The sequence below is a fragment of the Shewanella algidipiscicola genome (assembly GCF_003605125.1).
Lineage (GTDB): Bacteria > Pseudomonadota > Gammaproteobacteria > Enterobacterales > Shewanellaceae > Shewanella > Shewanella algidipiscicola.
This window is the reverse complement of record NZ_QPQT01000004.1, coordinates 162,928-189,716: the sequence shown is the minus strand read 5'-3', so window position 1 is coordinate 189,716 and position 26,789 is coordinate 162,928. Positions and strand designations below refer to the sequence as shown.

Genomic DNA, 26,789 nt, shown 5'->3' with positions numbered 1-26,789 from the left:
TGGCGATAGACAACAATGGCTCAATAAAACCCTCACGCGATAAAACCCTAACGCTAAGTAATAACGGCCTTACCACGAAATAGTCGCCCCATTCCAATCGATAAAATAAGCTTGGGGTGATGGTGTAAGACCGGAGCTAACCTTAAGCAGACGCTGGCTGACAAATTCGGTGGTAAAGAGTTTCTCTTTAGCGACATTTTGTTGAAATGGCTTGGATAGTTCGGTGTCGGTGGTCCCAGGGTGAAACGCCAACAAGGCGACATTCTTAGCCCGTCTGGCGTACTCCACAGCCGCCGTTTGCAACAACATATTCAGCGCAGCTTTTGAGGCGCGGTAGCTATACCAACCGCCTAAACGATTGTCGCTAATACTCGCGATGCGGGCGCTCAGCACAGTCACCACGCAGGGCGTTTGACCTTTCACCAACGGCAATAGATGCTTGAGCCAAAGCATGGGGATAACACTATTAATATGAAACAGGGTTTGCATCGACTCGGCGCTTATCTCCTCTAGACGTTTCTCAGGTCTCAGACCAGCTTGATGCAGCACGCCGTTAAAAATGTACACCCGTGTGACCCGCAGCTGACGGCTCATCAGCGCTGCAATTATCCCAGCGATGGCGCTATCGCTATTGTCACAGCGGTAATACTCAAGGCTATGATGACCGCTGTGGTGACGGCTTGGAGCGTGAATCGCCTCGCCACTGCCATGATAATGACCAATGTTATTATGGTCGGTGTTGGCATCATGCCCATGGCGGCGACTGATAGCGATAACCGGACATTCTTGGCGCAACTGGGTTATTAGCGCTTTGGCAATACCACTGCTGGCACCGATCACTAATGCACAGTCTTTGATTAATTCGCTCTGTGTCATTAACGCATTGCCTTTCGCTTGATCCGCGCCACTCATGATATGCCGCAGCGGCCACTGTCGCAGCGTTTTTTGCCTGTCAGCAGATAAGACACCTTATGCCTGTGCTTGGCAAATTTAAGGTAGAGAAAATCGGCCACTGGCCTAACCATCGGCCAGTGTAACGGTGCCACATAATGCTTTTTTCCCACCAGCGACCAGGCCAAATAAGTCACATCCAGCCCTTGCAATATTTCGCCCTTGTCGGTTTCCCCCTGTAATATCTGATTGGCATATTGCGCGTCGATGTGTGGGTATTGCTCGGCAAAATTAACGTCGGCTAAATCGGCAAGTTCAATTACCCCCGCCTTGTCGCAGCGACTCAGTTTGGCCATTTCGGCGGCGCACAGCGGACATTGGCTATCATAGAAAATACGCAGTTTCATCTACTCCCCCAGCACAATAATAATCAAATGGCACGCCAGTGCGACCGCCGTTAATCGCGCCCTTAGCGCCATATAGTCATCGGCAATCACCTTCTGCTCACATTGACGCTTATCTTTTAGGTACATCACCACATAGCCGTACATTAAGATCAGCAAGGAGACATATAACTGATTAATGATGATCGCCAGCCAAGCCAACACGCTTATCACATTACTGGTGATCAGCTGCCTATCATCGCTGATACCGTTGGCTTGATGGGTTTGTCGCCCCCATAAGCTGCCCGCCAAAAAAGAGAGGATAACCGCACTGTAACTGACAAACAGCATAAAGGGGTTTAGGGACAATAACGGCATCCCCATCAAGATAAAAACGGTGCAGATGATAAAAGGCAATAATCCCGCGTAGCCCAACATCGAATAGGTGGTAGACATAGATACGCTCTGCTGACAGTAAATAGAGGTATTACGTGCAAGGTGGGTGCAGCGATCACCATTGCAGCGTCAGTATCAATGGCAGCGGCACAATAGACGGTGGAGCGGGCCTTAATTCTACGGGTTAACGAGGACTATTAGCGATAAGTCGCTGACGACGATATTGAGGGTGGAGAGTACGCTAGCGAGCCAAGTGATGAGCTAAGCGCAGGGGGAAGCTAGATAACCCAGCACACACTTAACAATGGTCAAAGTGGCTGTATTGCATACACATAAAAGAGACCTGTTGCAGCGTTAAGGTGGGCGCAGACACTGTCTTGGCTAAAGCCAATTGCGCGGCGCTTGGTGTCTCGGCGACGGCAATTGCGGCGCTGTAATCGTTACTCCAACCGCAATCGAGCCAATGCTGCTGATAACACACCAAATAACGCTCACGAGCCTGTTGATTCTCCCATGTAAAGGGCACTAGCCAACAGTCACACTCCTTACCTTGCTCGGCTAACAGGGCGCGAATGAGCTTCACATTATCATAAGCGCTCAACCGTAACTGGGCGTAGGGCTGCAATAAGCCTTGCACAAAAGGGGGCAGGGATACGGGTGCCATGGTCATTTCCTCGAACAATGGATCATGCAACTAGGGGGAGTCATCTTAGCATATGGGTTGCCAAACATTCACTTGGGTGATGTGTGGCTGGCACAGGCAAGTAAGTAATAGTCTCGACCATCAAAACCAAAAAAGTCGACCACATGCATCGCCGCCTTGTGGGTATGGGCATTAAATGAGTGTTCATTCTCTTCGGCAATAAAGGTCAACATAAAGGGGTAATGGGAGCTCACTTCTTGCTTTAACTGCGTCACCAAAGCGCTAAACAGGCCTTGGCCACGATGGTGGGGATTGATCCAAATGGGGCCATACTGGCAACAATTGTGTTTACTCAAGCGAGTGTTGCCCATGCTATGCTCACCTAAGTGGCTTAGTAAGCGGCGATAAATAGGCCACGACTCAAAGAACGACCAACTACCGGCAATCACATAACCTATCAGTACACCTTGTTGCTCGGCGACCACAATCCAATGCTGCTCGATTAACACCTTAATGTCGGCCGCCGAAAAGGCTTGCCCCGTCATGACGCCACCGCGCTGGCTAGGATCTAATTCGGCTTCTATTTGCTCACGTTCTAATAATGCAATCGCCGCAGCGTCGGCCAGTTGAGCCCGTCTTACTAACATGGATTTCTCGTTAACTTATCGACTAAAAAAGTACCCTCTGCGCTCTTGGCGGAGGATTTGCTAAATACCGCTTCCGCGACCACAATTAAGCTACTTTTACCTTGATGGTTCAGTTGCCCCATGTTGCCAGAAAATATCGATACCGGCGCCAGTATACTTGAAAACGATAACACCCAGATAAACTTAGTCCGCTGGATGCATCAATGTGAACTGATGAAACGTTACTATCAAGCTGAAGTGGCTTTTGTGGTACAGCAAACCGCTCTGGGTTTTGAGGTGATTGTCAGCTCAATTAACGATTCCCGTAAATACCTCGCAGGTACCGTTTACCCAGCAGATTTAAGCCTATTCAATCGCTTATCGAACAACCAACCCGACGGTACTAATATAGACTTTAGCGGTCAAAATATTCCACTCCCAAACGATTTCGCCTCGGCGCGTAACATATTATCTCGGCCGTTACATTGGCCTGACGGCACCGTTTTTGGCTGCCTGTGCGTGCTCAATACCCAAGGCGATGAATCGATTAATATCAATGCATTTATGCTCGAGCCGTTTCAGATATTATTGCAGCAAGATTTGGCTTTATTGTGTCAAAGCCAGCGAATTGAGTCTTTATCGATGCGCGACCGTGAAACCGGCATGCTAAATCATTATGGCTTTATTATGATGGCGCCTAGGCAGCTAAATTTGGGCAGACGCTTTGGCGCCCATGCAGGAATATTACTGTTTGAGCTAACTCCAACACCACCAGCGCTGAGTGTGATTGAACATAAACATACTCGATTGCTGGGCAACATTATTCAAGACACCATTCGTACCGCAGATATCGCCGCTCACTATAATCAATCGCAATTTGTGGTGTTGATATTTATCGATTCCGAGCGCGATCTCAACCACATCGTCATGCGGGTCAAAAAAAGCCTTAAACAACAAAATGGATTATTGCAGCTCGATTCAGGCAGCGCCTTTTTTGCGCCCGAGTCCTCGGCCAAACTCGCGCCCATGTTAGCTCTGGCCAAAAGCCAACTGCGCTCGCAGCAAGCCCACACACAAGATGACCCAAACTCGATAAATTTTAACCATGGGCTAAGCTAAGCAGCAGTGCTCAACATTAGTCTTGTTTTTCTTGTTTTTGACCCCATTGAATAAACAGCACAATGGGGAATGGTGACATTAACACTAGGCCAAGACCAATCAGGCTCGACACCAGTAACATGCCGCCGATCTGCTGTGTCAGGGAGGTAAAACCGTAAATCGCCAGCCCGACCAACAGCATTAAGACACCAACCCAATGGGCTATTTTGAGTGCAGTCATCATCTTTTTGTATTCCTTATGCCATCGGAGGATAATTAAATTTGGCTATCGTCAAGTAAAATCTGTATAAATAAAAAATCATCTTAAAAACCGTTAATCACCCTTTTTTAATCTGATTAACATTGTCAGAATAGTCGGTTCAATTTTTATGGATTCTATCATGTCAAAGAAGATTTTATTTATTGCCAGTGCCTTACTTGGCTTATCCGCTTGTCAAACAAGCACATCCGTCGACACGCCCACTATCGCTATTGAAGGGACGTGGCATATTGAAGCCGCCCAAGGTCAAAGCGTTATCGATTATAGCCCGGCGCAGCTGATCTTTGCCGCCGATGGCACCTTGAGTGGTAACAACAGTTGTAATCAGTTTTTTGGCCAATATAAGCTTGAAGGCACGCAGCTCACCTTATCGCCAGCGGGCAGCACCATGAAAGCGTGTATCGAAGCCTTAATGAGCCAAGAGCAGCGCGTGATGCAAGCGATGAGCAAAATCACCACCGCTGAGTCTGCAAATGGCAAGTTGCTCCTTAAAGATGCCGAAGGTGAAGCTCAACTGGTGCTAAGCAAGCAATAACTACTCGCTACACCTATTGCGTTATTACCCCATAAAAAACCGCCATCCCGGCGGTTTTTTTATGCAGCAGTTTTTGATGCATGAGTGCTAGATTAAGAACATCTACACATAGCGAAGCACAGCGTCTAACTGGCTTTTTCCAGTGCCGTCTGCTCAACCTTATCGGCCATGATCTGGCTTTGCTCGGCATCGGCATTGTAATGCTCAATATCCAGCTCATTTTCAGACTTAGCGATAACGGTCGTGGCCACTAAGTCACCCGAGACATTAACAACCGTACGCGCCATATCCAACACACGATCGATACCGGCAATGATCGCAACGCCCTCTAGTGGTAAGCCAACAGTGGTTAACACTAAGGTCAGCATCACCAGCCCGGCTCCAGGCACACCCGCGGTGCCAATGGAGGCTAATGTCGCGGTTAAAATAATGGTGATGTAATCCACCCACGTTAAATCAATGCCAAAGGCCTGAGCCACAAATAGCGCTGTCACCCCTTGATATAAGGCGGTGCCATCCATATTAATGGTGGTCCCCAGTGGCAAGACAAAGCTGGAGATCTTCTTATTAATACCTAAAGAGTCACTGGCACACTTCATACTGGCAGGTAAGGTGCCCGCCGAGCTAGATGTGGTATAGGCAACGGCTAAAGCGCTACGAATGCCTTTAAAGAACTGTAATGGATTAAGTTTAGCCACCGTCGTCAGCACTAGGCTGTAAAAACCGATAATATGCAGCGCACAACCTAGGTAAACAGCCACAATCACCTTGATTAGCGGCATCAACATATCGACACCGTATTGGCCAGCAACCCACGCCATTAAGCCAAATACCCCATAAGGTGCCAGCTTCATGATCATATCGGTAAGCTTGTACATGGCCTCGGCCAATGACTCAAACACCTTAATCGCAGGTTTGCCATGATCGCCAATCAATACCAAGGCGATCCCCAGCGCCACCGCAAACACGATCACCTGTAAAATTTGACCATTTGCTAACGCCGCCACGGGATTAGTCGGCACGATATTGATCAAGGTTTGCATCACAGACGGCACCTCTTTCGCGACCGCGACGCCAGCATCGGGCGTCATATTTAGGCCCGCACCCGGCTGCAAAATATAGCCCACCGCCAGACCAACAGTGATCGCAATCGATGTGGTACCTAAATAGAAAGCGAACGACTTAAAGCCAATGCGCCCCATCTTGGCGGTATCTTGCATCGAGGTGACGCCGACAATTAACGAGCAAAAGACTAACGGCACGATAAGCATTTTAATGGTGTTAACAAACAAAGTACCTATGGGCTTTAACACCACAGCCTGTTCACCTAAACCGATACCGACGGTGATCCCAAGTAGCATACCAATAAGAATTTGCAGCCACAAAGGCACAGACATCCAGCCAGACCAAGCGCGGCCTAGCCAAGATGAGGATTTTCGAGACATGTTATCAACCTTGAGTATAGAGAGAGTAAGCCTGGGACTAAGCCTCTGCTAGCGCGATACGCCGAGGTGGTTAGCCGTCAAAGCACAATTAGGCCGGCGATATTAGCACATAATACTTTGGTTGTACCCTATCCACATCACAGTCAGTTAAGCGTCGAATTGCCCCCGTGGGCCCTGTTGGTCAAAGTGTAATTGATGCAGCGCGGCGGGCGGTTGCTCACGCTCGATTAAATGGCTCCAATAGGCATCGTCAAAGCCATGAAAAAACTGCCCTTGCCGACCTTGTGACTTCAATATCAGTTGCCACCATACTATGCCCCACAAGCCGAAACTTAACAGGGTTAGCATAAAATGCAGCCGATGACGAACCCTGTCACCTTGATAGTTTTTATTGATTAACAGCCTGATTTTATGATGGTTACTAGTACAATATCTCGCCGACTTAACACCATAGTAATACCCCCTATTGGGTTTACGTTGCCGCATGTTTTCACCTTTCACAAGAGGATTTATCATGTCATTAAAGTTTAGCAGAATGAGACTTTAGTCGTAGACGGGGTCGACAATATTGCACTCAATTTCGCTACCAAAGCATGCTAAAGTAGCGGCCTTATTGAAAGGAGAGAAGTATGCAAATTAGACAAGGCCAATTATCAGATCTGAATGCCTTAGTGCAGTTTAATCAGGCGATGGCCTATGAAACCGAAGGGTTAACTCTCGATGAACAGGTACTGTCAATGGGCGTTAACACCCTACTTGAAACACCAGAAAAAGGTTTTTATCTGGTGGCCGAAGCAGAGGGTGAGATTTTAGGGTCGCTGATGGTCACTTTTGAGTGGAGTGATTGGCGCGCCAAAGATTACTACTGGATCCAGAGCGTCTATATTCGCCCGCAGAATCGCCGTCAAGGGATTTACGCCAAACTCTATCAAGCGGTGAAGGATATTGCCGAGCAAAATGGCGGCGCCGCCAGCTTTAGGTTGTATGTCGAACAGGAAAACACTCAGGCACAACTGACCTATCAGGCCTTGGGGATGCAGCAAAGCTACTATCTGATGTACGAAGAGAAATAGCCTAACTGCAGCAACAAAAAACGCCCCAATCACTTTATCGTCATTGGGGCGTTTTCTCTCCAGCGTTAGCCATTATCTAACGACTAGGCACAAATACTGGTGACCTTAATCGCCAAGCCACCTTGGCTGGTTTCCCGGTATTTAACATTCATATCTTTGCCAGTTTCGTACATGGTGGCAATCACCTTATCTAAACTGACTCTGGGTTCGCTGTTACGGCGCATCGCCATGCGAGTAGCGTTAATCGCCTTAACCGCAGCAATCGCATTACGCTCGATACAAGGTACCTGCACTTGGCCTGCAACCGGATCACAAGTTAACCCTAAGTTGTGCTCCATACCTATCTCGGCAGCAATACACACCTGAGAAGGATTAGCGCCCATCAACTCCGCAAGCCCAGCGGCCGCCATCGAGCAAGCAACCCCCACTTCCCCCTGACAACCAACTTCGGCACCCGAAATCGAGGCGTTACGCTTATACAAGCCACCAATGGCTCCAGCAGCAAGATAGAAGCGGCTATACTCTTGCTCGCCAACCGGTTGAATAAACTTATCGTAATAGGCCAGCACCGCCGGAATGATCCCCGCCGCACCATTGGTTGGCGATGTGACTACGCGGCCACCAGCGGCATTTTCTTCGCTCACCGCTAAGGCAAACATGTTGATCCAATCAACAATCACCATAGGATCCGATGATAAACGCTCGTTAGTCACTAACTGGCGAAACAGCGCCGGCGCACGACGTGGCACGCGCAGTGGCCCAGCCAACACCCCTTCGTTCTGACAACCGCGCTCAATACCTTCTTTCATGGTGCGCCAAATCGCGCCAAATCCGTCGAGTATGCTCTGCTCACTGCGCAGCACCTTCTCGTTGGCCATCATAATGGCACTGATGCTCATGCCCGTCTCATCGCACAATTTCAGCAGGTCGCTGGCATACGCAAAGGGATAAGGCACGACAACCTCATTGGCCGCGGCTAAACCAAAATGGGCTTCATCGACAATAAAGCCGCCACCTATCGAATAATAGGTTTGGCTGTAGGTGCAGGTGTCACCTATCCAAGCACTGAGCGTCATGCCGTTTTCATGCAGGGGTAAGGCGTGTTGATGAAACACCACCGCATCCTTAGGAAAGTCGACTCGGTGACCTTCTGCCCCCAGTGGTAATGCTGATGTCAGCTCCACTTGGCGAATAAACTCTGGCATTAAATCAATATCGACCGTTTCAGGTAAGTTACCTGCCAGCCCCATGATAATGGCACTGTCGGTATGGTGCCCCTTACCCGTTAACGATAAGGAACCGTAAATATCTACGGTAACTCGTGTGAGTTGAGTCAGCTCGCCTCGTTGACGTAAGTCGTCAATAAACCCTTTAGCGGCCTTCATCGGCCCGACAGTGTGTGAGCTCGAGGGGCCCACGCCTATCTTAAAAATATCAAATGCGCTAACCATAATAGACCTTACACTTAGTGAAGCCACCCAGCCATCACTTGACTGGAGGCCTCAATCTACATCTTAAGACAGCATGCCAAAGATAATTGCCGTCATTGCTAGCAAGCCTGCAATGATCACAAACACATTGCTAATACGGCCACGGTAGGCTTTCAAACTTGGCACCTTGTACACGGCATACATAGGCATTAGGTATAAGATTGCCGCAATAATTGGCCCGCCTAACGCTTCAATCATGCCCAGAATACTTGGGTTAACAATGGCCACTCCCCAGATGGTTAGGAACATAAATGCCAAGACAAACTTATCAATCTTACTGTCGCTCACCTTCTTATCTGCACTTCGAAGCTGTTGAGTGATGATGCCACGCATCCCCTCTGTCGCTCCCAAATAGTGACCAAAGAATGAAGAAACAATCGCGATAACCGCAATGATAGGGCCAAAGTAGCTCACAAAACCGCTCGCATGCACGTTAGCTAAATACGATAGGATAGGTAAATTTTGCGCTTTCGCTTCGCCAAGTTGTTCAGGGCTGAGTGACAACACACAAGAGAACACAAATAACATCACAAATCCCACCAACATCATGCTGGTGTTACGCAAAATTACATCGGCTTTTTTCGCCGCGTTCTGACCATGATCGCGCTTAAGAGAGACAGAGAACTGTGAAATAGCTGGTGAATGGTTAAAGGCAAACACTAATACCGGAATGGTTAACCACACAGTGCCTAAGAAATCAGCGGTTGCAGGCACTTGCATCAAGGCGTCGGTTTTCCAGCTTGGGATGAGGTACAAGGACATAAAAGCCAAGATGCCCACTAATGGATACACCAATAGCTGAGTCACTTTAAGCATAAACTTTTCACCAGACACCATCACCGCCATCATGGCTAAGATCAACACACCTGACAAAATGAAGCGTGGTGGCGATGCCATCCCCAACTGATTGACAATAAAGCTATCAACGGTATTGGTAATACCAACGCCGTAAATCAAAACTATGGGATAAATCGCAAAAAAGTACAGCACAGTGATCGCTTTACCCGCGCCCACCCCAAAATACTCCTCAACTACATGAGTAATGTCGCTGCCCTGTTTTTGTGACGAACACACAAAGCGGGACAAGCCACGATGGGCTAAATAGGTCATGGGACCAATGATCAACGCCATCATCACGAGAGGCCAAAAACCGCCCATACCGGCATTAATCGGTAAGAACAAAATACCAGCACCAACCGCGGTGCCAAACAGGCTTAACATCCAAGTTGTATCGGTACGGGTCCACTTCGACGGAGCCGGGGTTAACACTTGAGATACTGTCGCTTCATTTTGCATAAATGTGACCTTTATTGATGCTCAAAGCACCTTATGTATTGCTACGACTGACTAGGATCTTCCCAGCAGTACGACTAAATTCGGTCACAGAATATAGGAGAAAGCGCACTAAAAATTGATCTGACACGGTATTTCGTAATGAAATTTCAGAATTCACTAATATTGTGATCGACATCCAAATAATGCCGTTGCAATTTTTCATATTGGTAATCCGTAAGCAACCAAAATACACTTACCATTAACAGCCCTGTCACCACAACGTCAGGCTGGCTGGGCAATCCAGAAATTCCCTCAAGCACGAAAAGTGACAAAGATCACGCCAGCCAGCAAAAACAAGATCGAGCCCGGCACAACCAACACCAAACCCGATCGAGATCACACTCATTTGACAGTCTAACTTGCTCTACACAACAACTAAGGATGTTGCAATCGTAACAAAATCAAAGCTTGCTCATGCACTATGGTGGCCGCTATGGCAAAATAACGCCCTAAATACCGTTACTCGAGATTATTTCATGCATAAGCTTGCGGCATTAACCCCTATTCGCATTACCGTCGGTTCAACTAATCCAGTAAAAATTGCCGCGGCGCACAATGCCATCGCCCAGCTTTTTCCGGCAGCGCAGATCATCAGTCAAGGCATACACGCCCCCTCTGGCGTGGCGGCGCAACCCATGACAGATAGTGAGACTCGCACAGGTGCCATCAATCGAGCGCGTTACTGTAAGCAGCAAGCAGAGTTACAGCCACACTTAAGCGCCGAACTCTACATAGCGATGGAAGGCGGTGTTGACTGTTTCGATCATGGCGCAGCCACTTATGCCTATATGGCCATTATCCATCAAGGCAAACTGTCTATCGGACGCAGCGCCCAATTGCCGCTTCCCCCAGCTGTGTATCAAGCCTTAGTCGCCGGCGAAGAGTTAGGTGATGTTATGGATAGGTTGTTTAACACAGTCAACATTAAGCAAAAAGGCGGTGCCATAGGCCTACTCACGGACGGCAAAGCCAGTCGCGAAAGCGTTTACACCCAAGCGATTGTGTTGGCAATGGCCCCCATTTTAAACCCACAGGTTTATGCTTAAGGCTCAGGCTCAGCCGCCTCTATTGCGATGCCAGCTACATTAGCAAATACTTGCATTTGAAAATCAAGCCGTCTAGATTAGGTATCTCTTGCAACTAATTTGATACCCAAGTTATCGATTTGATGACATCGTTGCGACACCTGTTAGCGAGAGCTCATGCTATCGCTAACCGATAAACAACACCGGATCGCCAATGACTGACAACAGCATCTCTACTTTGGATAATATCTCTCAGGCAACAGAGACTACATTGCCGCAAACCTGCTCCTCGTTACGTACAATATCGCGACGCTTAGTCAGGCAGTTGGGAATGCTCAACGCCGATGGTATGCCGTTACACTTATCGCCAGTGCAAGCCCATGCATTAATCGAGATCAGTAACCAAGAGTTATCGGTCAATCAACTGGCACAACAGCTTAATATTAACAAGTCCAATGCCAGCCGAGCGGTCAGCCAACTGTGCGAAAAAGGGCTAGCCCAGAGTCGCACTAATCCCAGAGACAGCCGCAGTTCATTATGCAAGCTGACTCCCCAGGGAAAACGCCAACTCAAAAACCTAAATCAGCAACAAAATACCTTATATCAGCAGATCCTCGCCCAGCTCTCTGCCGAGCAGGTAAGTCAACTCACCGACTCGTTAAACCAGTATTCACGGGCTATCGCCTATGCCGAGCAGCAACAAGACTTTGAGATCCGCAGCATTACGCCCAGTGACAACCCACAAATAGCCCAAGTGATCCGCAGTGTGTCGGCCGAATATGGGCTCACACCCGATAAGGGTTATGGCGTTGCCGATCCCACTCTCGACAGCTTGTATCAGGTATATGAGATGAGTGATGCCCACTACTGGGTCATCACCCACAACGGTAAAGTGTTGGGCGGTGCTGGGATCGCACCATTAGCGGGTCATGATGGGGTTTGTGAACTGCAAAAAATGTATTTTTCGCCCAGTTTACGCGGCAAAGGCTTTGCGCGGCGCTTAGCCCTGCAAGCCTTAACATTTGCCCGCAACCGTGGTTATCAAGCCTGTTATTTAGAAACCACCGCCTGCCTTAAAGAAGCCTTGGTATTATATGAAAAACTGGGCTTCGAACACTTGAATCAGCCGCTAGGTGACACAGGTCATGATGCTTGTGAAATCGCCATGTTGCTTAAGCTTTGAGCAAGGTATTCACGTAGAGATCATTGCGTTAAATTATTGCGTTGTGAAGTAACAAATTAGCTAGTGTTTTATAACAAAGATTGTTAGGGTTCAAGCAGAGTTGTTATGCAGGTTCAATGGGATTTAAACCACAGGATTTATAGACAGATTTAAAGGATCACGCCTCTTAGCTATGTGGGTGTGTGGCGGTTTAAGTCTGTACAAAAGGGGACGTTAGGATACCACTCAATGTCATCGTCCTTAGCAAAATAACCCATAAATTGTATTAAAACGTAAAAATCAAAGACCCTAGTTCAAACATTATTGTTGCGCATTCCGGAGACTTTCATGGACTATAGACGACTCCCGCATTCTAACCTCGACGTCAGCCAACTTTGTCTGGGCACCATGACGTGGGGCGAGCAAAATACCCAAAGCGAGGCGTTTGCTCAGCTCGATTACGCCATTGGCGAAGGCATTAACTTTATCGATACCGCCGAGATGTACCCTGTGCCGCCCAAGGCTGAAACCCAAGGAGAGACCGAGCGTATATTAGGTCAATACCTCAAGGCTCGCGGTAATCGCGACAACCTAGTGATCGCCACTAAAGTGTCGGCCCCCGGTGGCAAGAGCGATTATATCCGCCCCAATATGGCGCTAGACTGGCGTAATATTCACCAAGCGGTCGATGACTCTTTGAGTCGCTTACAGATTGAGACCATAGATCTGTACCAACTGCATTGGCCTGACAGAAATACCAATTTCTTTGGCGAACTGTGTTACGAGCAGCAAGAGCAAGAAAAACTCACGCCGATCATCGATACCTTAGAAGCCTTAGCCTCGCTGATCAGCGCCGGTAAAATTCGCTATATTGGCGTCTCTAACGAAACCCCTTGGGGCTTGATGAAATACCTGCAGTTAGCAGAAAAACATGGCTTACCACGTATCATTAGCGTGCAAAACCCCTATAACTTACTCAACCGTAGCTTTGAAGTGGGCATGGCCGAAATCGCCCACCGCGAAGAGTTGCCGCTGCTGGCCTATTCACCACTGGCCTTTGGCGCCCTAAGTGGCAAATACCTTGACGGCCAATGGCCCGAAGGCGCGCGCATGACGCTGTTTAAGCGCTTTGCCCGTTATAACGGCACCCCATTAGCGCTCGAAGCGACGCAAGCCTATGTGGAATTGGCACGCGAATTTAACCTAAGCCCAGCGCAAATGGCCTTGGCCTTCGTCAACAGCCGAAAATTTGTCGGCTCTAACATCATTGGCGCCACCAATCTTGAGCAGCTCAAAGAGAATATCGACAGTCTCAATGTCACCCTGAGCGAGCCGTTACTGGCCAGACTCAACGAACTGGCCGATCGCTATCGCCTACCCTGCCCCTAACGGGCAAGGGATGTGACAAAAGCTTGCAATAGGCGCTAAGATCTCCCAAGATCCTAGCGCCTGTTTATTTATTGCTGCCGGAACCACCAATGGACTTAACTCAACTGCGCGCGCAGTTTCCCGCCCTTGCTCAAACCTTAGGGGATTACCCGCTGTGTTACCTCGATACCGCGGCCACCAGCCAAAAGCCATTAGCGGTGATAGAGGCGATGACTCAGTATTATCAACACGATAATGCCAATGTACACCGCGCTGCGCACCAGTTATCGAGCCGAGCCACTACCCACTATGAGTCCGTGCGCGATAGCGTGCAGCGCTTTATTCATGCCAAGCGCCGTGAAGAGATCATCATTACCCATGGCACCACCGAAGGCATCAATATGGTGGCCCACGGATTGAGCGAGCAGGTGCGCAAAGGCGATACCATTTTAATCGACAGCGCCGCCCATCACGCCAACATAGTGCCATGGCAGATGCTCGCTCAGCGCACAGGCGCAACGATAGTCCCTATCCCGCTCAATGCACAGCAGCGTCTCGACCAAGACGCCTACGCGCGGCTACTGGCCAACAAGCCAGCCATCGTCGCCCTTGGACATGTGTCTAATGTGCTTGGTACGGTCAATCCTGTGCAGCAGATGGTTAAACAAGCAAAACAAGCGGGGGCGATCACTGTGATCGACGGCGCGCAGGCCATTGCGCATCTACCGGTGGATGTACAGGCGCTCGACTGCGATTTTTACCTGTTTTCGGCGCATAAAATGTATGGCCCAACTGGCGTTGGCATTCTCTATGGCCGCTTTGAACGCCTCGACAGCCTCAGCCCTCTGCTCACGGGCGGTGAGATGATTAAACAGGTTAGCTTTGAAAGCACTCAATTTAACGCCTTACCTAACCGACTCGAAGCCGGCACGCCACCGATCAGCGCCGTTATCGGTCTGGGAGCTGCGGTAAGCTTTATTGATAACTTAGATAAGGCACAGACGCAACAACGTGAAACCGAGCTGCTGCAGTACCTGCAACGCAGGCTTAGCGATGTCGGCGATATCACCTTATACGGTGCCCATGAGGATAATATTGGCGCTGTGGCCTTTAACCTTGCTGGCGAGCACCATCAAGATGTGGGGATTTTACTGGATCAACAAGGCATTGCGGTGCGCTGCGGCCACCACTGCGCCATGCCGCTGATGCACGCCTTACAGCTTAACGGCTGCTGCCGCGCCTCTATTGGGGTATATACCAGCAAGCAAGATATCGACCGTTTTATCGAGGCGCTTGCCTCAGTCAAAGACCTGCTGCTGTAAAGCGCGGCCCATTGCATAATTTAAGGACTTCCATGACGCAAGCCACTCCACAACCGGCCGAGGCCCTCTTTTTAGCCCAGCATTTCGATAGCGAGGCCATCATCAAGCGTTTTAACGCCGCCGCCAACTGGCAAGAGCGTTATCGTGAGATCATGTTACTGGGCAAAACCTTACCGCCACTCGATGAGAGCCTGCGCACCGATATGGCTAAGGTTGAAGGCTGCGAAAGTAACGCGTGGCTGTATCACACCTCTATCGACAACAAACACTATTATGTGGCCGACAGCGATGCCCGTATCGTAAAAGGCTTAGTCGCCTTACTGCTTGCCGTCACCCATGGCCAAGACAGTGCAACCATCGCGGCGCTGGATATTAACGCCTATTTTGACCAGTTAGGCCTAACCGGTCAGCTAAGCCCATCTCGTACTAACGGCCTGTATGCACTGGCGTTAGCCATAAAAGCCGCCGCCAAATAAGGGCTAGGCCAGATGCGGCGCATCTGCCCTAGCATGTACAAAGCGGCAAGGGGCAACTTCCCCTTGAGCCTTGAGCCTTAAGCCAGATGCGATTAATCATCGCGGGTCAGCACTTCTAGCAACTCAACGGTGAAATAGAGATCAGAATTGGGTTTAATTAACGCGCCAATTTGACGCTCGCCATAGGCTAAATGTGCCGGCACAGCTAACTTACGCGTACCGCCAACACGCATGCCCATCATCCCCTGATCCCAGCCTTTTATCACTCGTCCTGTGCCAATCACACATTGAAATGGACGGCCCTTATCATAAGAGGAATCAAACTTAGTGCCATCGGCTAACAGGCCCTCATATTGCACCGTAATTAACGCGCCTTTGACCGCTGCCTTCCCCTCGCCCACCTTAACATCAATAATCTCTAATTCCTGACTCATTGCGTGACCTCAAATAGACAAAAGAAAGCCCCCTAAACGGAGGCTTATTCTGCGGCTTATCATACCATAAGCAGGGTTACTGGCGACTGCTGGCCGTCAGCGGCAGGGTTCGATTCATCTGCCGGCCAATATAGGCACCGGCGATCATCGCCACGACAAATAGCACCATAGGCAGATCCAGATGGGCTAAATTAACAATCGATGGCCCAGGACAGATACCTATCATGCCCCAGCCTAAACCAAACAAGGCAGACCCAATGACTAAGGGCGCATCAATAGCGCGCTTGCTGGGCAGGTGGTAACACTTATCGAATACCGGCCCAAGCTTGGCCTGCGCGCGAGGCTTAACCACCAGCAAATACAAGGGTAAATAAACCGCCAAACCACCAGACATCACAAACAGCAAGGTCGGGTCCCACTCGCCGCTCAGCATGAGACTTACATTTAAGAAGCCAATCACTTTAGCGGGATCGGCCAGCCCAGATAGCATTAAACCTGTCCCAAATAATACACCACAAAAAAGTGCAACAATCTTTTTCATCTCAACACCTTAGTGGAAAACTACCGCAGAAATAATACCCATCACCATAAACACCAGAGTCGCCACAATTGAACGGGGCGATAAGCGGCCTACGCCACAAATGCCGTGGCCACTCGTGCAGCCACTGCCAATCGCGCAGCCTAATCCCACTAAAACACCCGAGATAAGCAGTAACGGAGTCGACTGCGACACCGAGCTTAACTCGATAGGTGCAAGGCCAAATATCGCCTCAAGCGGTGCGCCCATGATGGCGCCACTGAGCAGTAACCCACCCAGAAAATACCATTGCCAGCCCAAGCCTTTGGCTTGCGTCTTGCTGTCATCGCTACCCCATAGCGCGCCCGATAAAATGCCGCTAATGCCAGCTATTCGGCCATTGAGCAAGAGCAATAAAATCGCCCCTAGCCCCACTAATACGCCACCGCATAATGCAATCACATAAGATGAAAACATCGAATACTCCTTTCATCTAAAACAAACAGGGGTTTATCGGGGCCTAAGACCCCGTTAACGCTTATTAGACCTTGGCAAATTTATAGGTGCGATAACCACCAATTAAATTACGCGCCTTATAGCCATTATTCACCAGCTGACGATACGCCACATTGCCACGTAAACCGACCTGACAATAGATCACTATCTCCTTGTCTTTTGGCAGTTCATGCATGCGATCCCGCAGCTCATCGACAGGAATGTTGATCGCCCCATCGATAACATTTCCTTGTTGTAACTCGCCAGGATTACGCACATCCAGTAATAATTGCGCATCGCTAAGATGATCAATTTCATCAAAATGAATCGGCATCGCATCGCCTTTCATTATGTTACACGCAACGAAAGCGGCCTGATTTATCACATCTTTTGCGCTGCCAAATGGCGGCGCATAACTTAGCTCGAGATGCTGTAACTGCTCGATTGTCATCCCAGCGCGCTGGGCAACCGCCATCACATCGATGCGTTTATCAATACCATCTTTACCCACAGCCTGCGCGCCAAGGATCTTGCCTGAACTTGGGTCAAATAACAGCTTAAACGACACCACTTCAGCACCCGGATAATAGCTCGCATGGCTCGCGGTGTGCACGTAAGCTTTTTGGTACTCAATACCGTCTTTTTTAAGCTGCTTTTCATTTTTACCCGTGGAAGCCAGCGCTAGATCGAACACTTTACAGATCGCCGTGCCTTGAGTCCCCTGATAGGTTTCTCGAGCGCCAAACATGTTATCGGCCGCCATTCGCCCTTGACGGTTGGCAGGCCCAGCCAAGGGGACTAAGGTAGCTTGACCTGTGACGAAATCTTGCACCTCTACCGCATCACCCACGGCGTAGATAGCCGGATCACTGGTTTGCATCATCTCATTGGTATAGATGCCACCAAGTTGCCCCAGCGCTAACCCAGCATCACGGGCCAGTTGCGTTTCTGGTCGTACCCCAATGGCCATGATTAACAGATCAGTGTCGAGGGAATCACCGTTACTCAAAGATAAATTTAAGTGACCCTTAATATGCTGATGGGCAGTCTCTTCACCCGCCGCGTAGCTTGCCATATGGGTCTGTGGAATATACTCAACGCCAGATAAAGCGGTCCCCAAACGCAAGTCTATGCCCTTTTGCTTAATTTCAGCATGGGCAAATCCCGCCATTTCACGATCGATTGGCGTCATTACCTGATCCGCCAATTCCAACAGGGTGGTTTTAATGCCTAAATAGTGCAGCGACTCCATCATTTCAAGGCCAATAAAGCCACCACCAACGACGGTGGCGTGCTCAACATTATTCATCTGAATCGTCTGCAGAATGCGATCCATATCGGGAATATTGCGCAGTGAGTGGGTCAAAGGGTTATCGATGCCTGGGATCGGGGGCACGATTGGCGAGGCACCAGGGCTGAGAAGCAAGCAGTCATAAGACTCTGTATATTCAGTGCCATCGAGGCTATTTTTAACTGTGACATACTTATCCAGACGATTAATGGCAACCACTTCGTTCATCACTCGCACATCAACATTAAAGCGCGCCTTAAAACTCTCAGGAGTTTGCAATACTAAGGCACTTCGTTGACTGATTTCGCCACTGATATGATAAGGCAAGCCACAATTGGCAAAAGAGACATATTCGCCGCGCTCAAACATAATAATTTCAGCATCTTCACTTAATCGTCTGGCACGAGCCGCAGCCGATGCACCGCCGGCAACACCACCAATAATTACTAACTTCTTCATTTACTGTCTCCTGACTTGCGATTCAAATTCACCTTGGCTTATAGCGAGGTGCCCTAGGTGCTGTAGCTTTTTCCTATGCTTGAGCCTTAGCTTGTTTGGCTGGTTTACAGCAAGCGGTTTTGCAAGGCATCGAGCTGAGCTTTTATGAGCCGATGAGTGTATTACATCTATAGGTACATGCAAAATTCTTTTATTAGAAAAAAACAATAGATTAAGTTTTCATCATTCATATTGAAGTAGCACAGTTAATGACGAATGATGCGAAGCTGTCGCAATTATGGCTAAAGAAGGACTTAGACAGAGATAAACAGATGATTTATCGCCGATGGAGTGTCAATAAGTCTCCTTTTGGCTCTTTACAGCGCTCGCCTAGCCACATAAGATCCAGCCACTCTACGCAAAAGAAAGATACCTCAATGACCACAATAACCATTACTCGCCCCGACGACTGGCATGTTCACCTACGCGATGGCGACGTGCTTGCCGATACCGTTAGAGACACTGGCCGCTATATGGGCCGCGCCATCATCATGCCAAATCTCGTGCCACCCGCCACTAATCTTGACAGCGCCATGGCCTACTATGAGCGCATCAAAGCGGTGACCACCACCAACTTTGAGCCGTTAATGGTGCTGTATTTAACCGACAACACCACGGCCGAAGATATTCGCGCCGCGAAAGCGTCGGGCAAAGTGGTTGCCGCTAAGTTATACCCTGCTGGTGCCACCACCAACTCAGATTCTGGCGTGACCGATGTGAACAACATCTACCCAGTACTAGAGGCGATGCAAGAGGTGGGCATGCTGTTTTTGGTTCACGGTGAAGTCACCGACTCATCGATCGATATCTTCGACAGAGAAGCCATTTTCATCGAGAACACCTTAAAGCAAGTGGTGCGGGATTTTCCCAAGCTGAAGATTGTGCTTGAACATATCACCACCAAAGATGCGGTCGACTTTGTGATGAGCGCACCAGACAATGTGGCCGCAACCATCACAGCCCATCACTTACTGTATAACCGTAACCATATGTTAGCCGGTGGTATTCGCCCACATTTTTACTGCTTGCCCATTTTAAAGCGCAACACTCACCAGCAGGCACTGCTGGCTGCGGCGGCCAGTGGCAGCAAGAAGTTCTTCTTAGGCACAGATTCGGCGCCTCATGCTAAAGATCGCAAAGAGGCCGCCTGTGGCTGCGCCGGCTCATATACCGCTCATGCGGCTATCGAGCTGTACGCCGAGGCGTTTGAGTCGGTCAATGCACTCGATAAACTAGAAGCCTTTGCCAGCTTCAACGGCCCAGACTTCTACGGCCTAGCGCGCAACAGCGACACCATCACCCTAGTAAAACGCAGCTGGGATGTGCCAGCCACTTATCCACTGGGTGATACCGGTGTGGTGCCGATTCGCGCAGGCGAAACCATCGAGTGGCAAGTCGAGAACTAATTAGCCTCAATCTGATTGAACGCTAAGCAGGCCTGAAAACCCACACACCGCCAATTGGCGGTGTGTGGGTTTTCATTCTAGGATGAGTCTTTTTACACAGTGTAAAATTACCCTCATTGCGAGCGCTCATCGCTAGGTAACCAGAGTTTCACCATCAAGCCCGCATCCTCGCGATTATGCAAACTTATCCGCCCATCATGGGCTTCGATTATTTCGCGGCATAATGCCAAGCCTAGGCCCGTGCCTGAATGTTTGGTCGAGTAAAAAGGCAGCAAGGCTTGGGTCAACACTTCTGGGGACATACCGCTGCCCCTATCGTTAACCTCGATGATCACCCCTGAACTACCATCGGCCAAGACACTAAGATAGATCCGCAGCGATATAGCATCAGTATTAGAACCCGACTCGTGGGCATTTTTAAGCAAATTGAGTAACACTTGCTCAATCTGAATCAGATCGAAATAGCCCGGTGCAGTGGGCAGTTCACCTTCGAGAGTAAAACCATAATGTTGCGCCAACTGATCCGTTAAGCGCGCCCAATCGACTCGACCTTTTTTCGGCAAAGGCAACTTGGCAAAACGGGCGTAATTAAAGATAAATTGACTCAAATGGCTGGTTCTATCTTCAATGGTGTCGAAGATAAGTTGCAGTTTAGGGTCTGCTAGCGGCGCGGTGATCTTGCGCCCCGATTTCACCATGGATGCGATAGGTGCCACCGAATTATTCAGCTCATGACTGATGATCCTAATCACCTTTTTCCACACCGCAACCTCCTGACGATTAAGCTCACGGGTCATCTGCTTAAGCAAAATAAGGTGATGATACTGACCATTAAGCAAAAAACGTCCACGAGAGAGATGCCAAGTTTCATCCTCACTCTCTTCATTATCACCGGCGAGTGTAAATAAGCCCCCTTTAGGATTGTGAAGCGCTATGGCCAACTCTTCACTCAACCCGTTGAGCAATTCAGACAGTTTCAATCCTTCGATGCGTGCGCCTTGATTAAACAGGTGCCGTGCAGCATCATTGGCGTAGATAATCCGCTGCTGATCATCGAGCAGTAACATCACATTGGGCGAACTTTGAATCACCTTATCGAGCAGCAGTTCACGCTGATAGATATACTGACGCTCTTGGCGCAGCACTTGCGCCGACTGATTAAACAGGGTCGCCAACGCCCGTAACTGACCATCACCTTGCTCAGGAATATGCACGCTAAAATCGTTATCTTTAAAATTAAGTAGCCCGACCTCTAAAGCACTCAAGCTACGAGCCAGATCGCGGGTAAGATAACGGCTCACCAGCAGTGAGAACAGCACGCCAAACAAGACGGCTGTACCAATAAGCGACCAACCTAAATCACTTATGGCAACCGGGGTTAACCACTCCAAAAGTCCGATAAGTAATCCGATGGCGCATGCGCTAGACAGCATGCAGCCCAAAATGAGCTTAGTGCGTAGCGATAATCCAAGGTCTATTGGAGAGCGCTTATCGACATCTTTATTCGATGATGTAATCACTTATCGATACCAAATTTTTCCATGCGCCGATATAACGCTTGGCGACTTAATCCCAGCGACTTAGCCACCCGAGCAATAACGCCATTGTGCTCCGTAAGAGCAAGTTCAATCGCCTGTTTATCTGGGTCTGTTTTTGACGCCGCAAGAACATGGGTTTGTGTCGCAGCTTGAGGCGTTACCTTTGCAATCGCTTCATAACCCTGTGGCACCGATTCGGCAGCAGATGATGGCTCTCGACCAGTAGATAAATTTAACAGACCAAAATCGGCAATGGTCAGCTCCGGACTCGAGGCTAAAATTACCGCCCGTTTACAGGCATTTTCTAACTCGCGTACATTCCCCGGCCAAGCATGATTGAGTAATGCTTGCTGGGTCGACTTAGACAAGGTAAAGCCTGGGCCGATGAAATAACCTATCAAGGGAAGAATATCGTCTTGGCGTTGATGCAGTGGCGGTAAGGCTAGCTCAATCACATTGAGACGATAGAAGAGGTCTTCTCTAAAGCGGCCCGCAGCAATATCGTCAGCCAGTTCGGCGTTGGTCGCACTAAGCACCCTCACATTAACCTTGCGGGTTTGATGACTACCTAAGCGCTCAAATTCGCCAGTTTGTAACACCCTTAATAACTTTACCTGACCAGAGAGGGGTAAATTGCCTATCTCATCTAAAAACAGTGTGCCGCCATCGGCCGCCTCAAAGCGCCCGATACGCGCCTTATTGGCGCCAGTAAACGCCCCTGCTTCGGCGCCAAACAGCTCGGCTTCGAGCAGGTCCATGGGTAACGCCCCCACATTCACCTTGATAAAGGGTTTATGTTTGAGTGGAGAGTTTGCATGAATAATGTCGGCCAATTTATCTTTACCCGCCCCATTTGGCCCAGTAATTAATACCGACACATCAGATTTGGCAATTTGCAGCGCCAAGTCGATACAGCGCTGCATCGCGCCGCTACCAAACACTATGCCGCATAAGTCGGCATCTTTAATCGCCGCCATCCGCTGATGTTCACTGCGCGCCAGCTGAGTATTCTGTTTAGAGAGTGTGTGCAGCGAAATAAGATTATTCACACTATTGAGTAACTTATCATCATCCCAAGGCTTACCCATATAATCGGCAGCGCCCTGCTTAACCAATTCCACCGCTAATTCGAGCTGAGTCCAGGCCGTGAGTAAGATAATCGGCAGTTGTGGCTGCAACGCCCGCAACTCAAAAAACAAACGTTTACCCTCTTCACCGGATGTGGTGTCTTGCGTAAAGTTCATATCTTGGATCACTAGTGCAAACTCATGTTCGCCCACACAGGCTAAGGCCGCATCGGGTGACAGGCAAATATGTGTGTTAAATCCGTGTAGTTCTAACATCAATGCCAGTGCACTGCACACGGCTTGATTGTCGTCGACAATGAGAATGGTATCCATATCTTCTTATTAATTTTTATACATCTATGCAAGAACAATAAACCTACCCGAAAGTGCCAGCAATATAAAGACCATGGCACTTTCGAGCACTAAACGAGCGCTGAAGCTTAAACGCTACGGGTCGCCATGGCGGGTGAAATATTAGCCGCCTTGCGAGCCGGTAATATCACGGCCACCGTCGTCACCAACAACATCCCCACTACAGTCAACACTGGGTAGATGAGATTTAGCTGGGGCAAATCGTAATGTTGCATCAGTTGCTGCCCTAGTAATACCGCCAATACCCCCCCAATAAGACCACCGACGATGCAGATAATGTAATTTTCGGTTAGGAACAGGCTCAAGATATCACCCTTAGTCGCCCCTAGGGCACGGCGAGTGCCTATCTGCTTGGTACGACGCTGAATATTAAACATCACCATACCTGTCAGCCCTAAGCTGGTGATCAGTAGCAACAACACCACCATCATAGACAACACAGTCACCATTAACTCATGATCGCGATAAGAGTTCTCTTTTACTACAGCAATCGATTGGAAATTATCGATCACTCGGTTCGGGTTTTCTGTCATCAAGGCATCGAGGATCTGCTGCTGCAATGCCTCATGATGTTTGGGCTCGGCACGCACCATGTACGAATTACCGCTATAATCGACATTTTGAATAATGCTGTACTCTAGATCGCTACTATCGACCCAGGCGCCCTGCATCTTGTCGACAACACCGATCACTGTCACTTGTACGTCTCTTCCCGCCCACAGGGTCTTACCCACTGCCGACTCGTTGGGCCACACCTCATCGGCTAACGCTTTAGTGATCAGCAAGAGTATATTTGGGCTGTTGACATCATCAGTGATCTCATCGGCATAGAAATTACGCCCTTCGACTAACGTCACACCAAAGGTCTCCAAGGTATGCTCGGTCCCCATATACATGGCGACCTGCGGCGTCGACTTGGCAGTTTCGGGATCAGGCCCTAGGTTCAAGGTCGTAGACCAGCCACTGCCACTGAGTGGCAACATATTGGTCGAGGCTGCCGCCTTTACATTAGGCAGGCTACGTAAAATACGCTGATCGACCTTGTTTTGCAGGGTGGCATCTATACTGGGGTCGAAATTATAAATGGCAAAGGTGAGGATCTCTTGTTCAGCAATCCCTGAGTCACGCTGCATCATGGTTAGGCGCTCATTAATAATAAAGCTGGCATTGGCCACGATAGCAACCGATAAAATAATCTGCATTAACAGTAATATTGGGCCACTCTTGCTGCGCAGCAAGCTGCTAACAATTGGTTTAATATTAAGCATTTTTTAATCCCTTACTGGCTTTTTAAATAAACACTGGGCTTAGTTCTGCACACCACCCAAGCAGGATAGAGACCCGCTAGCATCGCCGTACCTACGGCAATCGCTGGCGTGATGACCCACATACTTAGCGACAGATGGGTCAGTCCCTCCGCCACACCAAAGCGTGCCGACAAGCCATAGAGCGCCCCCCATGCCCATGCCAAGCCGAGCAATCCACCAAACAAACCTATCACGCCGACTTCGACCATATATTGCGAGAAGATCTGACTTCGACTGGCACCTATCGCCCGCCTGACACCCACCTCGGGAGCACGCTTGAGAAACTTAGTCAACATCAAACCCAAGATATTAACCAAGCAGACACTTAAGAACAGCACACTCAAACCCAGCAAGATTTTATTGTCTTCAGGCACCACATGATTACGTTCAAGCCAAGCATCCACGTTAGACAGCTGCGCAGACTCCTCTGGCGATTTACCATCGGTAAAACGGCCCAGCTCTTTCTGCTGCTCAACATATTGGCTTAAGTAACGCTTATAGGATTGGCGGTCTTCGGCCGTTGGCAGATCAACCCAATACTGTATCCAGACCTTCTCCGACCCCAATCTATCCTGATAGTCATCGAGACGTTCATACTTCCAACCAGACATATTCCCCCAGACAGAAAACTCTTCACTGGCGGTTAGCGAGAAGGGAATATAGATCTGCTCCGCCTTAGAGAAAGCACCACTGGTAGGATCATAATACTTAGGTTGCGGGTGCCAGTCGTCTATCACCCCGACCACCTGATAAGGTTTACGGTTAAGGTAAATCGTCTTACCAACACTGTTTTCCCCCCCAAACAGCTTTTGATTCAGTTTTTTACCTATCACAGCCTGAAAAGCCGCCTGTTCATCGACCGATTTGTCCCAGCTATTGCCATAGATAAACGGCACCTCAAACAGGTTAAAAAAGCCACTATCGGTAACCCGTACCCCATTTAACGAAGGTAAGATTTGCGGATCATCCGTCTGCACCGCCATACCACTGCGAAACATAGCTGCCTGCTCGTTTGCCACCTTGCCCTTACGCAGGTTCATCACGTCCTGATAGGTCACCTGTGAATGATAGTCAGCCCAAGAGTCGGGGCCCTGGCTCCATAGCTGCACCGTATTTAGCTGCTCGGCACGCTCGCCTGCTGGGTTAAAAGCCATCATGTTATACACGTTAAGCGTTGTGATGGTGATGCCTATCCCTACAGAGATGGCCAGCACCATAAGCAGGGATAATATTGGCGTCTTCTTGATGCTGCGCCAAGCAAGATCAACATAGTATAAAAACATCCTATCGCTCCTTAGCTCGCCGCTTGTTCCATCGTATCGACCTGATGGTTTTGACCACCCTGATAGAGGGTAAAGTCACATACCTGACCATCGACAATCTGAATATTACGCTGAGCACGTCGTGCCAGCTCAGGATCGTGAGTCACCATGATGATGGTGGTTCCCGCCTTGTTGATCGCTTCTAAAAGCTCCATCACCTGACGAGCCATCAGGCTGTCCAAGTTACCTGTTGGCTCGTCGGCGAGGAGAAATCTTGGTTCGCCAGCCAAGGCGCGAGCAATCGCCACCCTTTGCTGCTGACCACCGGAAAGTTGTGACGGTAGATGTTTCATGCGTGCGCCAAGTCCGACCTTTTCCAGCGCTTCCTTGACTCGACGTTGGCGCTCCTTGGCACTAAAGCCGCGATAGCGCAGTGGCACTTCGACATTCTCGGCCAAGTTAAGATCGGGGATCAGGTTAAAGCCCTGAAAGATAAAACCAATTTTTTCATTGCGTATGGCAGCCGCCTTGTTATCGTTCAGGTTAGAGATATTGACACCATCGAGAAAATAATCCCCATGAGTAAACCCTTCTAATAGGCCGGCAATATTAAGAAACGTGGTCTTACCCGAACCCGATGGGCCTGTCACGGCAACAAACTCGCCCTCTTGCACCGATAGATTAAAATCGCGCAACGCATGGGTTTCCACTAAGTCCGTTTTAAACACCTTGTTGATATTTTTCATCGTTAACATGGTTTAAATTCCTTCAATTTTTCGCGTTATTCTGTCGGTTATTTCAGTAGCACTGTCAGTTGCGGTATCAGATACGTCAATAACCACTGGTTTGAATCATCGCCAACCTTGACGACGTCGGGAAGTTGGTTTGTGTCGACAGGTTGGAACTGGCCTCCTGTCATTTCGATAATGTTCAGCCCTAGCAGCAACCAATCTGAGGCATCTTGGGTGTAGACTTGCGCCGCTACCAGCAAGAACACTAAGGCGAGGGCTGCAATAAAACGCTCTGGATTCATAGTGATAATATTGCTTTTCAT

General features: G+C 49.1%; 30 protein-coding genes. 9 read left to right on the top strand and 21 right to left on the bottom strand.

What is annotated here, in order from left to right; translation table 11 throughout:
- Positions 1 to 69: 69 nt before the first annotated feature.
- The 5 genes from DVO77_RS05975 to DVO77_RS05955 form a co-directional block, all read right to left on the bottom strand.
- Positions 70 to 912: an SDR family NAD(P)-dependent oxidoreductase gene (locus DVO77_RS05975; RefSeq protein ID WP_249038113.1), complete on the bottom strand. Its 843-nt coding sequence runs from the start codon at positions 910 to 912 to the stop codon at positions 70 to 72.
- The gene (locus DVO77_RS05970; RefSeq protein ID WP_119977683.1) at positions 909 to 1,298 is read right to left on the bottom strand and encodes a thiol-disulfide oxidoreductase DCC family protein; all 390 of its coding nucleotides are present in this window, start codon (positions 1,296 to 1,298) and stop codon (positions 909 to 911) included. The genes DVO77_RS05975 and DVO77_RS05970 overlap by 4 nt, the downstream gene beginning before the upstream one ends.
- Complete coding sequence (locus DVO77_RS05965; protein ID WP_110457329.1) at positions 1,299 to 1,730, bottom strand: DUF3429 domain-containing protein; 432 nt, start codon at positions 1,728 to 1,730, stop codon at positions 1,299 to 1,301.
- Between the two features lie 238 nt (positions 1,731 to 1,968).
- Complete coding sequence (locus DVO77_RS05960; RefSeq protein WP_119977682.1) at positions 1,969 to 2,334, bottom strand: hypothetical protein; 366 nt, start codon at positions 2,332 to 2,334, stop codon at positions 1,969 to 1,971.
- Between the two features lie 68 nt (positions 2,335 to 2,402).
- Complete coding sequence (locus tag DVO77_RS05955) at positions 2,403 to 2,960, bottom strand: GNAT family N-acetyltransferase (RefSeq protein WP_119977681.1); 558 nt, start codon at positions 2,958 to 2,960, stop codon at positions 2,403 to 2,405.
- Between the two features lie 120 nt (positions 2,961 to 3,080).
- Between DVO77_RS05955 and DVO77_RS05950 the strand changes: the two genes are divergently transcribed.
- On the top strand, positions 3,081 to 4,058 hold the full coding sequence (locus DVO77_RS05950; protein ID WP_119977680.1) for a GGDEF domain-containing protein: 978 nt from the start codon (positions 3,081 to 3,083) through the stop codon (positions 4,056 to 4,058).
- Positions 4,059 to 4,074: 16 nt separating this feature from the next.
- Here the strand turns inward: DVO77_RS05950 and DVO77_RS05945 are convergent, their stop codons facing one another.
- Positions 4,075 to 4,281, bottom strand: coding sequence for a hypothetical protein (locus tag DVO77_RS05945; RefSeq protein ID WP_110457325.1), 207 nt, complete (start codon positions 4,279 to 4,281; stop codon positions 4,075 to 4,077).
- A gap of 157 nt (positions 4,282 to 4,438) precedes the next feature.
- Between DVO77_RS05945 and DVO77_RS05940 the strand changes: the two genes are divergently transcribed.
- Entirely contained in the window at positions 4,439 to 4,852 is a 414-nt protein-coding gene (locus tag DVO77_RS05940) for an META domain-containing protein (protein ID WP_119977679.1), read from the top strand.
- Between the two features lie 125 nt (positions 4,853 to 4,977).
- On the opposite strand, the gene DVO77_RS05935 is transcribed toward DVO77_RS05940, so the two are convergent.
- Both DVO77_RS05935 and DVO77_RS05930 read right to left on the bottom strand, forming a co-directional pair.
- On the bottom strand, positions 4,978 to 6,297 hold the full coding sequence (locus tag DVO77_RS05935; RefSeq protein ID WP_110457323.1) for a dicarboxylate/amino acid:cation symporter: 1,320 nt from the start codon (positions 6,295 to 6,297) through the stop codon (positions 4,978 to 4,980).
- 147 nt (positions 6,298 to 6,444) lie between these two features.
- On the bottom strand, positions 6,445 to 6,783 hold the full coding sequence (locus tag DVO77_RS05930) for a hypothetical protein (RefSeq protein ID WP_249038112.1): 339 nt from the start codon (positions 6,781 to 6,783) through the stop codon (positions 6,445 to 6,447).
- A gap of 143 nt (positions 6,784 to 6,926) precedes the next feature.
- Here DVO77_RS05930 and DVO77_RS05925 point away from each other — a divergent pair, with 143 nt between their 5' ends.
- Complete coding sequence (locus DVO77_RS05925; RefSeq protein WP_110457322.1) at positions 6,927 to 7,370, top strand: GNAT family N-acetyltransferase; 444 nt, start codon at positions 6,927 to 6,929, stop codon at positions 7,368 to 7,370.
- 83 nt (positions 7,371 to 7,453) lie between these two features.
- Here the strand turns inward: DVO77_RS05925 and DVO77_RS05920 are convergent, their stop codons facing one another.
- From DVO77_RS05920 to DVO77_RS19005, 3 genes are all read right to left on the bottom strand, one after another.
- On the bottom strand, positions 7,454 to 8,821 hold the full coding sequence (locus DVO77_RS05920) for an L-serine ammonia-lyase (protein ID WP_119977678.1): 1,368 nt from the start codon (positions 8,819 to 8,821) through the stop codon (positions 7,454 to 7,456).
- 63 nt (positions 8,822 to 8,884) lie between these two features.
- Entirely contained in the window at positions 8,885 to 10,156 is a 1,272-nt protein-coding gene (locus tag DVO77_RS05915; RefSeq protein WP_119977677.1) for a serine/threonine transporter, read from the bottom strand.
- Positions 10,157 to 10,187: 31 nt separating this feature from the next.
- Positions 10,188 to 10,358 carry a hypothetical protein gene (locus DVO77_RS19005; protein ID WP_162599185.1) on the bottom strand — a complete coding sequence of 57 codons (171 nt, stop codon included), beginning with the start codon at positions 10,356 to 10,358 and terminating at the stop codon, positions 10,188 to 10,190.
- A gap of 313 nt (positions 10,359 to 10,671) precedes the next feature.
- On the opposite strand from DVO77_RS19005, the gene yjjX reads away from it, so the two are divergent.
- The 5 genes from yjjX (at position 10,672) to DVO77_RS05890 (ending at position 15,548) form a co-directional block, all read left to right on the top strand.
- The gene (gene yjjX / locus DVO77_RS05910; RefSeq protein WP_110457319.1) at positions 10,672 to 11,241 is read left to right on the top strand and encodes an inosine/xanthosine triphosphatase; all 570 of its coding nucleotides are present in this window, start codon (positions 10,672 to 10,674) and stop codon (positions 11,239 to 11,241) included.
- A 193-nt stretch (positions 11,242 to 11,434) separates the two neighbouring features.
- Complete coding sequence (locus DVO77_RS05905) at positions 11,435 to 12,403, top strand: bifunctional helix-turn-helix transcriptional regulator/GNAT family N-acetyltransferase (RefSeq protein ID WP_119977676.1); 969 nt, start codon at positions 11,435 to 11,437, stop codon at positions 12,401 to 12,403.
- Positions 12,404 to 12,730: 327 nt separating this feature from the next.
- The gene (locus tag DVO77_RS05900; RefSeq protein WP_119977675.1) at positions 12,731 to 13,771 is read left to right on the top strand and encodes an NADP(H)-dependent aldo-keto reductase; all 1,041 of its coding nucleotides are present in this window, start codon (positions 12,731 to 12,733) and stop codon (positions 13,769 to 13,771) included.
- An 89-nt stretch (positions 13,772 to 13,860) separates the two neighbouring features.
- A complete protein-coding gene (locus DVO77_RS05895; protein ID WP_119977674.1) occupies positions 13,861 to 15,072 on the top strand; it encodes an aminotransferase class V-fold PLP-dependent enzyme in 1,212 nt (403 codons plus the stop codon).
- A gap of 32 nt (positions 15,073 to 15,104) precedes the next feature.
- Positions 15,105 to 15,548 carry a SufE family protein gene (locus tag DVO77_RS05890; protein WP_110457315.1) on the top strand — a complete coding sequence of 148 codons (444 nt, stop codon included), beginning with the start codon at positions 15,105 to 15,107 and terminating at the stop codon, positions 15,546 to 15,548.
- A gap of 92 nt (positions 15,549 to 15,640) precedes the next feature.
- Here the strand turns inward: DVO77_RS05890 and DVO77_RS05885 are convergent, their stop codons facing one another.
- The 4 genes from DVO77_RS05885 to DVO77_RS05870 form a co-directional block, all read right to left on the bottom strand.
- The gene (locus tag DVO77_RS05885; protein ID WP_119977673.1) at positions 15,641 to 15,982 is read right to left on the bottom strand and encodes an FKBP-type peptidyl-prolyl cis-trans isomerase; all 342 of its coding nucleotides are present in this window, start codon (positions 15,980 to 15,982) and stop codon (positions 15,641 to 15,643) included.
- Between the two features lie 76 nt (positions 15,983 to 16,058).
- Entirely contained in the window at positions 16,059 to 16,523 is a 465-nt protein-coding gene (locus DVO77_RS05880; RefSeq protein ID WP_119977672.1) for a YeeE/YedE family protein, read from the bottom strand.
- 9 nt (positions 16,524 to 16,532) lie between these two features.
- Positions 16,533 to 16,976, bottom strand: a complete 444-nt coding sequence (locus DVO77_RS05875; RefSeq protein WP_119977671.1) for a YeeE/YedE family protein — start codon at positions 16,974 to 16,976, stop codon at positions 16,533 to 16,535.
- 64 nt (positions 16,977 to 17,040) lie between these two features.
- Positions 17,041 to 18,744 (bottom strand): FAD-dependent oxidoreductase, encoded by a 1,704-nt coding sequence (locus DVO77_RS05870; protein ID WP_119977670.1) that lies wholly within the window; start codon positions 18,742 to 18,744, stop codon positions 17,041 to 17,043.
- A gap of 416 nt (positions 18,745 to 19,160) precedes the next feature.
- On the opposite strand from DVO77_RS05870, the gene pyrC reads away from it, so the two are divergent.
- Positions 19,161 to 20,189: a dihydroorotase gene (gene pyrC, locus DVO77_RS05865; protein WP_110457311.1), complete on the top strand. Its 1,029-nt coding sequence runs from the start codon at positions 19,161 to 19,163 to the stop codon at positions 20,187 to 20,189.
- Between the two features lie 113 nt (positions 20,190 to 20,302).
- Here pyrC and DVO77_RS05860 read toward each other — a convergent pair whose 3' ends face one another.
- From DVO77_RS05860 to DVO77_RS05835, 6 genes are all read right to left on the bottom strand, one after another.
- On the bottom strand, positions 20,303 to 21,622 hold the full coding sequence (locus DVO77_RS05860) for a sensor histidine kinase (protein ID WP_119977750.1): 1,320 nt from the start codon (positions 21,620 to 21,622) through the stop codon (positions 20,303 to 20,305).
- Between the two features lie 83 nt (positions 21,623 to 21,705).
- A complete protein-coding gene (locus DVO77_RS05855) occupies positions 21,706 to 23,127 on the bottom strand; it encodes a sigma-54-dependent transcriptional regulator (RefSeq protein WP_119977669.1) in 1,422 nt (473 codons plus the stop codon).
- 107 nt (positions 23,128 to 23,234) lie between these two features.
- Entirely contained in the window at positions 23,235 to 24,434 is a 1,200-nt protein-coding gene (locus DVO77_RS05850; RefSeq protein ID WP_119977668.1) for an ABC transporter permease, read from the bottom strand.
- Between the two features lie 11 nt (positions 24,435 to 24,445).
- Positions 24,446 to 25,756, bottom strand: coding sequence for an ABC transporter permease (locus tag DVO77_RS05845; protein ID WP_119977667.1), 1,311 nt, complete (start codon positions 25,754 to 25,756; stop codon positions 24,446 to 24,448).
- Between the two features lie 11 nt (positions 25,757 to 25,767).
- Positions 25,768 to 26,490 (bottom strand): ABC transporter ATP-binding protein, encoded by a 723-nt coding sequence (locus tag DVO77_RS05840; RefSeq protein WP_110457307.1) that lies wholly within the window; start codon positions 26,488 to 26,490, stop codon positions 25,768 to 25,770.
- Between the two features lie 38 nt (positions 26,491 to 26,528).
- A complete protein-coding gene (locus DVO77_RS05835; RefSeq protein WP_119977666.1) occupies positions 26,529 to 26,789 on the bottom strand; it encodes a hypothetical protein in 261 nt (86 codons plus the stop codon).